We start from the raw sequence: 7269 nt of genomic DNA, 5'->3' as shown, positions 1-7269 counted from the left end.
TCGTCTTCACTCGGCCACCCGCGCGGCAAGGAGATATATTGCCAGAGTCGGAGGGGCGCGTGGGCGACTATCTTCGTCTCCACATTTTGCACATAACTGGCGGGAAACTTTGCTCCTATGTAAACTCGCCATGAGCGAGATCTATCCCCGCATCCAGCAGTTCGTCCCGCATTTCGATCGTCTGCGCTTCTGCATATACGCGTATGAGCGGTTCAGTTTGGGAAGGCCTTAGCAGGATCCACGATTCGTCATCGAACTCCAGCCGCAACCCATCCATATGACTCACGTGCACCGGAACTCGACCTGCCACCATCGGAGGGTTGAGTCCTGGTAAGACCGTACGGAGCATTTCGACAATCTCCGGGTCTATTCGAAGGTCGCGGCGAGCATAGTAATACCGCCCGAAATAGCTTTCCAGCTCGTCTACAAGCTCCGCAAGTGACTTCCCCGTCACCGCCATCGCCTCACAGAGAAGAAGGTTGACCAGAAGGCCATCGCGCTCCGGCATATGGTGGGCAATGCCCACACCTCCTGACTCTCCGCCCCCTAGCAACACGTCCCGTTTTTTCATCTCACTATATATATGCTTGAAACCAACGGGTTTTATGGAGAGCTTACATCCCAGCTCACGTGCAACCCTTCGCGTGAGAATCGACGACGTCGTGTTGAGCACCACGCGCCCGTTCCATCCTCGGTTGCGGCATAAGTGACCGAGAATGAGAGCTATGACCTTTTGCGAATTCACAAATCTGCCGTGTTCGTCCACCGCGCCAATGCGATCGCCATCCCCATCGTTGACAAGCCCCGCACATGCGCCACACGCGACAACCTCGCGCTCGCAGTCGTCAACCCAAGGCTCAATAGGCTCGGGATGGGTTCCATCGGTCTCTTCATCTGGCGAACCATGGATCTCGGTCACATCAGCCCCCATGGCACGCAGCAAATCGGCGAAGCAGCCACTTGCCGATCCGTACAACGGATCGTATACGACCCGTAACTGCGCCGCAGCGATTGCCTCGGTGTCCACCATTGCATACAGATGGTCTAAATAGCGCGTAAGAAAGTCCGTCTCGGCGATTGCCCCGCGGGCAAGCGTTGGATCGGAATCGATGATGCGCTGTAGTTCTTCGTAGAAATCGTCCGACCCCACACCACCATCCGCCATGCGCAGCTTGATTCCCTGATAGTCTGCGGGGCTATGCGAACCTGTCACCATCAAGCCGCCCACAGCGCGGTCATCCCGGGCGACTGTCCACGCCAACGCGGGCGTGGGAACGTGCCTATCGGAAACCTTGACCGCCAGACCGTGCGCCGCAAGGACCTTGCCTGCAAGGCGCGCAAACTCACGTGCACCAGGACGTGCATCGTACCCAACATACACCAGCGCACCAGCTGCGCGGCGTGCCCAAAGAGCACCCGCCGCATCTGCAACTCGCACCACGTTATCGTTGGTGAAATCACCATCAAGGCGCGCACGCCAGCCATCTGTTCCAAATCGTATTATTTCGCTCATGCGCGTATGCACCCCTTACGGTGATTATGTCATCGCGTCAATGCATTGTTCGGTATACCCCAACCAAGGCGCGCCAACCGCAGGCGGTGAAATCTAAGCAAAGTGTAAGGATGGGGCTCGCAAACTAACAATCGCCCGCGCTGGGAACACGTCCCAACGCGGGCGACCGTCGTCCGCTATCTCGCCTTACCCTTCTATGGTGATTCCCGACGATTCGAGATAGGCCAACCAGCGATTCATCGTGTCCTCGGAGAGCGCGTGCTCCATCAAACACGCTTCGGCATCGGCGCGCTCAAAGTCGACTCCGAGCTCGCCCGCGAGAAAGGCGCGCAACATGCGATGACGGCGCCAGACGGCGGAGCCAATCTCGCGCCCCTGAGATGTCAGACGCACTCTGCCATAGTGAGATTGCTCGACCATGCCCTGCGCTTTGAGCGCGGTGATCGCCTTGTTGACCGATGCCTTTGACACCTCAAGGCGCTGAGCGATGTCTACCGAACGAATACCACCCTCGACTTCTCCGCCGTTCTCTCCCTCGATTCGAACAATACACTCGAGATAGTCCTCGTTTGCCGTCGTCAGATGGGGCTCAGCTGTGAACTCGTCATGCTCCATGGCGTTTGTTCCCTTCTCTACCATTTCCGGCGGCAACGCATCGGCGCCGGACTCTGCCCGCTATGCGAAGCGGGCGACCAGATGCTTGAGGACCTCCACCATCTTCTCGAGCGAGAGGACGGGAATGAACTCATTCACGCCGTGGCAGCAATACGCTCCGGTCGACAAATTGGGACACGGCAGGCCGCGGAACGAAAGCTGTGCTCCGTCCGTACCGCCGCGGATGGGGATGACATTTGGGGTGACGCCGGCGTCCTCAAAAGCTTTTTTCGCCTGATCGATAAGCTCGGGGTAATCGGCCACGGCCTCTGCCATGTTGCGATACTGGTACTTGATCTCGACCTTCACGCGCTCGCGCCCCTGTTCCTCATTCACAAAGGCGGCGGCGGAAAGCAGATGGTCGATTTTCGCTTGGAATTTCTCGCCATCGTGATCTCGGATGATGTAACGCGCCGTCGCGTGCTCGACCGTCGCACTCACGCCTTCCAGGTAATAGAAGCCCTCGTAGCCCTCGGTATACTCCGGGCGTTGGGCTGCTGGCAGCAATCCATGGAAGCGGTGGAAGAGCTCGCCGGCATTCACCATGCGTCCTTTCGCGTCCCCGGGGTGAATGGAGAACCCTTGGAAGCTCACGGTAGCCTCTGCCGCGTTGAAGCATTCCCACTCAAGCTCACCAAGAGGACCGCCGTCAACGGTATACGCATAGGTGCACCCAAACCCGTCGATGTCGAGCAGCTCAGCGCCGTGTCCAATCTCCTCGTCGGGGCACAGGCAGACGCCGATGGCGGGATGAGGCGTCTCGGGGTGCGCGCACAACTCGGCGAAGAGTGCCATGATCTCGGCGACACCCGCTTTGTCGTCGGCGCCCAAGAGCGTCGTTCCGTCGGTGCAGACCAGGTCCTGTCCAACAAGGTCGTTCAAAGCGGGAAGCACACTGGGGGCGATGGAAACAGGAGCGCCGTCCACCACACCACACACTAGGTCACCGCCCTGGTACGTGAGCACATGCGGCTTGACGCCAAAACCAGGTGCCTGCTCCGTGGTATCGAGATGGGCAATCAGACCGAGGCGCGGACGCTCCTCGGAGCCCGAGCTTGCGGGAATCCAGGCGGTCACATACGCATGGTCCGTCACCGTCACGTCGCGGGCACCCATCCCGCGCAGCTCTTCCGCAACCATATGCGCCAAGTCAAACTGAATTTCCGTTGACGGGACGCGATCGCAATGCTCGTCTGCCGACTGGGTATCAACTTGCACGTACCGCAAGAACCTCTCGAGCACATCGGACATGGGGGCATTCCTTTCCTCGGCGCCATGTAGCGCAACGTGATACAAACGAAAAGCACCCCCAGCGTATGCCAGGGGTGCTTCTGAGTCAAAGGGTGTTGGCGTTAGGGCCGGCGACGTCGACGCCCCCAGCGTGGAACCATCGGCCACTACTCCGCCTCGTTCTCGCCATCAGACGTGGCCGACCCCAAGATGTCGCCCGCCGTGGAGGCGCCTGAAGTATCTTGTCCACTGGTCTGCGGACCCTGGGGGTTCTCACCCGCATCGACCCTCTCCATCATATCGGCGAGCTTGCTCTCGTAGACAAAGACGTAGCTCACACCGTTAACGTAGGTCGTATCATCGGCATACGAGGGGACGTTGGCGACGTACATGTCATTTTCGACGTCCATGCCCCGCATCGCGTTGGCAACGGAGATGATATCTTGGGGGCTTAACGTGGTCATGACGACCTCGGAGAGCGCCTCGACAATGCCCATCACCGTCGTTGCATCGAGCTCGTTGAGAATCTTCGAAGCAAGGGCGGCGAGCACCTGGCGCTGGTGGCGCATGCGCGTGTAATCGCCATCGGCATAGGTATAGCGGCAGCGCGCGTAGGTGAGTGCCGTGGCGCCGTCCATATGCTGATATCCCGTTTCGATCTTGATATCGAGATGCTCGGGATCATCGACCTCCTCGGTCGCGTTGAGGTCGATGCCGCCCACCGCATCGATAAGCTGTTCCATGCCCTCGAAGTTGATCTCGGCGTAGTGGGAGATCTTCTGCTCGCCACCAAAACACAGCTGATTGACCGCCTTCACAACGCCCTCCGGGCCGTCAACAGAGTGGGTGGCGTTGATCTTCATCGTCTCGCCGTTATAGACCACCATCGTGTCACGCGGGATGGAGATGAGCGTCGCCTGCTTCTCAGTGGGATCGACGCGGGCGAGGATAATCGAGTCGGAGCGGTACGTATCTTCGCCCGGGCGACCGTCAGTGCCGAGCAGCAGGATGTAAAACGGCTCACGAGCGACGTCGGAGTCGTTCAAAATCATCCGGATGCCCTCGCCGAGCACTCCGTTGCCGGAGAGGTTTCCCGTTACTCGAACGAACCAGGCGCCGACCCCAACCACGCCCACGAGCAGCACCGCCAACAGGCCGCCCAGCACGCCGCGCTTGACCATGCGGCCACGACGGCGCTGGCGGGCACGTTCGGAATACCGGCCAACGTTCTCACGGCTATAGATGCGGCTGCTCGCTCCGGTTGAGGGGCGACGTCCCTCCTGGATGGGCTTCTTACGACGGCTCATAGACACCTGCACTCAATTGTTAGTCATCAATGGGATCGGGAAGGGAGAGGCGTTCCACTGTGGCGCCCAGCCCGCGTAACTTGTCGACAAACCGCTCGTATCCGCGATCGATATGGTGGATAGCGGACACCTCCGTATAGCCCTCTGCGACAAGACCGGCAATGGCCAGGGCGGCACCGCCACGAAGATCGGGGGATGTAACCTGCGCGCCGGAGAAGCCCTTAACACCGTGGATCATGGCGTGATGCCCCTCGACACGAATGTCCGCGCCCATACGGACGAGCTCAGAGGCAAACATAAAGCGGTTCTCAAAGATGTTCTCGGTGATGATGGAGTTACCGTCGGCGAGCGCGGAAAGCACCATGACCTGAGCCTGCATGTCGGTGGGGAACCCGGGGAACGGCAAGGTTTGAATGTCAACAGGGGCAAATCGCTCGCAGCGTTGGACGCGCACGCCCTGCTCTATGCGCTCGATGCACACACCCATGCTCTCGAATTTCTTGAGGACCATCCCCAAGTGATGCGGATTGAAGCCGAGAACCTCGATTCCGGCGGGACCGGCGGCGAGCGCGCCGGCGACGATGAAGGTTCCGGCCTCGATGCGGTCACCCACCACGCGATGCGTCACGGGGCATAGCTCCTCGACGCCCTCGATGGTGACAACCGGGGTGCCGGCACCAATGATGCGGGCACCCATCTCGTTGAGCATGTTGGCGAGGTCTACGATTTCCGGTTCACGGGCGGCGTTGTCAATCACCGTCGTGCCCTTGGCTTTAACCGAGGCCATGATGAGGTTCTCCGTAGCGCCAACGCTGGCGAACTCAAGCGTGACGGACGTACCCTTAAGTCCGTTCGGTGCTGTAGCGTGGATGTAGCCGTGGTCGGTATCGAACGAAACGCCAAGCGCCTCGAGTCCGAGAATGTGCATGTCGATCTTGCGGGCGCCAAGGTTGCAGCCACCGGGCATGGCAATCTTGGCCTTACCGAATCTGCCGAGCAGGGGGCCCATCACGGCAGTCGACGCGCGCATCTTGGCAACCAAGTCATAGGGAGCCTCATATGAGTCGACCGCAGACGTGTCGATGCGCAGCGTATGCTCATCAAGCACATCGATCGTGGCGCCCATGCGCTTGAGCACCTTGCCCATCACATGAACATCGGAAATATTGGGGACATTCTCGAGCGTCGTGGCACCGGGCGCCAGCAACGTGGCGGCCATGAGCTTGAGCGCTGAGTTCTTGGCTCCCGAAACGACGACGCGGCCCTCAATTGCGTGCCCGCCCTCAACGCGGATGATATCCAAGCGCTTCCCTTTCAAAAAACATGCCCGGGTCGCCCCGGGCATGATGTCATAAACTGTGCGCGTCAAACGCGTCGCCACTGACCCTATTGGGATAGCAGCAGCTTGCACCATGCGATTTCATTATAGAGGTACGCACGGCGTGCATCATTCTCCGACATTTTCCCCAGCTCGTCTTCAAAACCGGCCATCTGGGCGGAGACTTCTTCGGCGTCGACCTTTTCGATATCAAGGGCGCGCTCAGCAAGCACGATGACCTCGTCATTCGCAACCTGGACATATCCATCGGTGACCGCGAAGACGCGATCGGTCACGCCCATCTGCGACTCGGAGACGCGAATCCGTCCGCCATCAATCGTGCAAATCTCGCTCGCATGGTGTGGCAAGATGCCGAACTCGCCGACAGTCGTGGGAACGGCCACGTAGGCAACCGGGCCCTCGAACACGCACTCCTCGGGGCAGACGATGCGCAACTGCATGGCCATGTCCTACGCCCCCATCTTGGCGGCGCGCTCGCGCACGTCGTCGATGGTGCCGGCGTAACGGAACGCCTGCTCGGGCAGATCGTCGCACTCGCCGTCGATGATGGCGGCAAAGGAGCGAACCGTGTCCTCGACGCGCACGTAGACGCCCGGGTTGCCGGTGAACTTCTCGGCGACGTGGAAGGACTGGGACAGGAACTGCTGGATCTTACGAGCGCGGTTCACCGTAAGGCGCTGCTCATCGGAGAGCTCGTCCATACCGAGAATGGCGATGATGTCCTGAAGGTCGGAGTACTCCTGCAAGATCTCCTGGACGCGCACGGCCACGCGGTAGTGCTCCTCGCCGACGATCGCGGGATCGAGCGCGTCGGAAGTGGAGGCCAGCGGATCGATTGCCGGGAACAGGCCCAGCGAGGAGATGGAGCGGGAGAGAACCGTCGTGGCGTCCAAGTGGGTGAACGTCGTGGCGGGCGCGGGGTCGGTCAGGTCGTCGGCGGGAACGTAGACGGCCTGAACCGAGGTGATGGAACCGGTCTTAGTGGAGGTGATGCGCTCCTGCAGGTCGCCCATCTCGGTAGCCAGGGTGGGCTGGTAACCGACGGCGGAGGGCATACGGCCAAGAAGCGCCGAGACCTCGGAACCGGCCTGGGAGAAACGGAAGATGTTGTCGATGAACAGCAGCACATCCTGACCGCGATCGCGGAAGTACTCAGCCTCGGTAAGGCCGGCCAGGCCGATGCGCAGACGGGCTCCCGGAGGCTCGTTCATCTGACCGTAGACCAG

The 7269-nt window shown here is 60.3% G+C and carries 7 protein-coding genes; all 7 read right to left on the bottom strand.

Annotated elements, in window-relative coordinates; genetic code table 11:
• Window positions 1–115: 115 nt before the first annotated feature.
• Window positions 116–1513: a phosphoglucomutase/phosphomannomutase family protein gene (locus tag ACT8II_RS06025; RefSeq protein ID WP_118654409.1), complete on the bottom strand. Its 1398-nt coding sequence runs from the start codon at window positions 1511–1513 to the stop codon at window positions 116–118.
• A 186-nt stretch (window positions 1514–1699) separates the two neighbouring features.
• On the bottom strand, window positions 1700–2128 hold the full coding sequence (locus ACT8II_RS06020; RefSeq protein WP_118654408.1) for a metal-dependent transcriptional regulator: 429 nt from the start codon (window positions 2126–2128) through the stop codon (window positions 1700–1702).
• 60 nt (window positions 2129–2188) lie between these two features.
• Complete coding sequence (gene pepT, locus ACT8II_RS06015) at window positions 2189–3418, bottom strand: peptidase T (RefSeq protein WP_443813332.1); 1230 nt, start codon at window positions 3416–3418, stop codon at window positions 2189–2191.
• A 146-nt stretch (window positions 3419–3564) separates the two neighbouring features.
• On the bottom strand, window positions 3565–4704 hold the full coding sequence (locus ACT8II_RS06010; RefSeq protein WP_118654406.1) for an LCP family protein: 1140 nt from the start codon (window positions 4702–4704) through the stop codon (window positions 3565–3567).
• A gap of 19 nt (window positions 4705–4723) precedes the next feature.
• The gene (murA, locus tag ACT8II_RS06005) at window positions 4724–6007 is read right to left on the bottom strand and encodes a UDP-N-acetylglucosamine 1-carboxyvinyltransferase (RefSeq protein ID WP_118654405.1); all 1284 of its coding nucleotides are present in this window, start codon (window positions 6005–6007) and stop codon (window positions 4724–4726) included.
• Window positions 6008–6090: 83 nt separating this feature from the next.
• Window positions 6091–6489: an ATP synthase F1 subunit epsilon gene (atpC, locus tag ACT8II_RS06000; RefSeq protein WP_199588944.1), complete on the bottom strand. Its 399-nt coding sequence runs from the start codon at window positions 6487–6489 to the stop codon at window positions 6091–6093.
• Between the two features lie 3 nt (window positions 6490–6492).
• A partial coding sequence (atpD, locus tag ACT8II_RS05995; RefSeq protein WP_443813330.1) for a F0F1 ATP synthase subunit beta occupies window positions 6493–7269 on the bottom strand: 777 nt, incomplete at its 5' end.

Source organism: Collinsella sp., assembly GCF_052346665.1.
Taxonomy (GTDB): domain Bacteria; phylum Actinomycetota; class Coriobacteriia; order Coriobacteriales; family Coriobacteriaceae; genus Collinsella.
Note: the sequence above shows the minus strand (reverse complement) of the source record. Positions and strands in the feature narration are given on the sequence as shown.

Coding starts and splice junctions, on each gene's coding strand:
- ACT8II_RS06010 (WP_118654406.1), bottom strand. CDS start 4,704: ATGAGCCGTCGTAAGAAGCCCATCCAGGAGGGACGTCGCCCCTCAACC.
- atpC (WP_199588944.1), bottom strand. CDS start 6,489: ATGGCCATGCAGTTGCGCATCGTCTGCCCCGAGGAGTGCGTGTTCGAG.
- pepT (WP_443813332.1), bottom strand. CDS start 3,418: ATGTCCGATGTGCTCGAGAGGTTCTTGCGGTACGTGCAAGTTGATACC.
- ACT8II_RS06020 (WP_118654408.1), bottom strand. CDS start 2,128: ATGGAGCATGACGAGTTCACAGCTGAGCCCCATCTGACGACGGCAAAC.
- ACT8II_RS06025 (WP_118654409.1), bottom strand. CDS start 1,513: ATGAGCGAAATAATACGATTTGGAACAGATGGCTGGCGTGCGCGCCTT.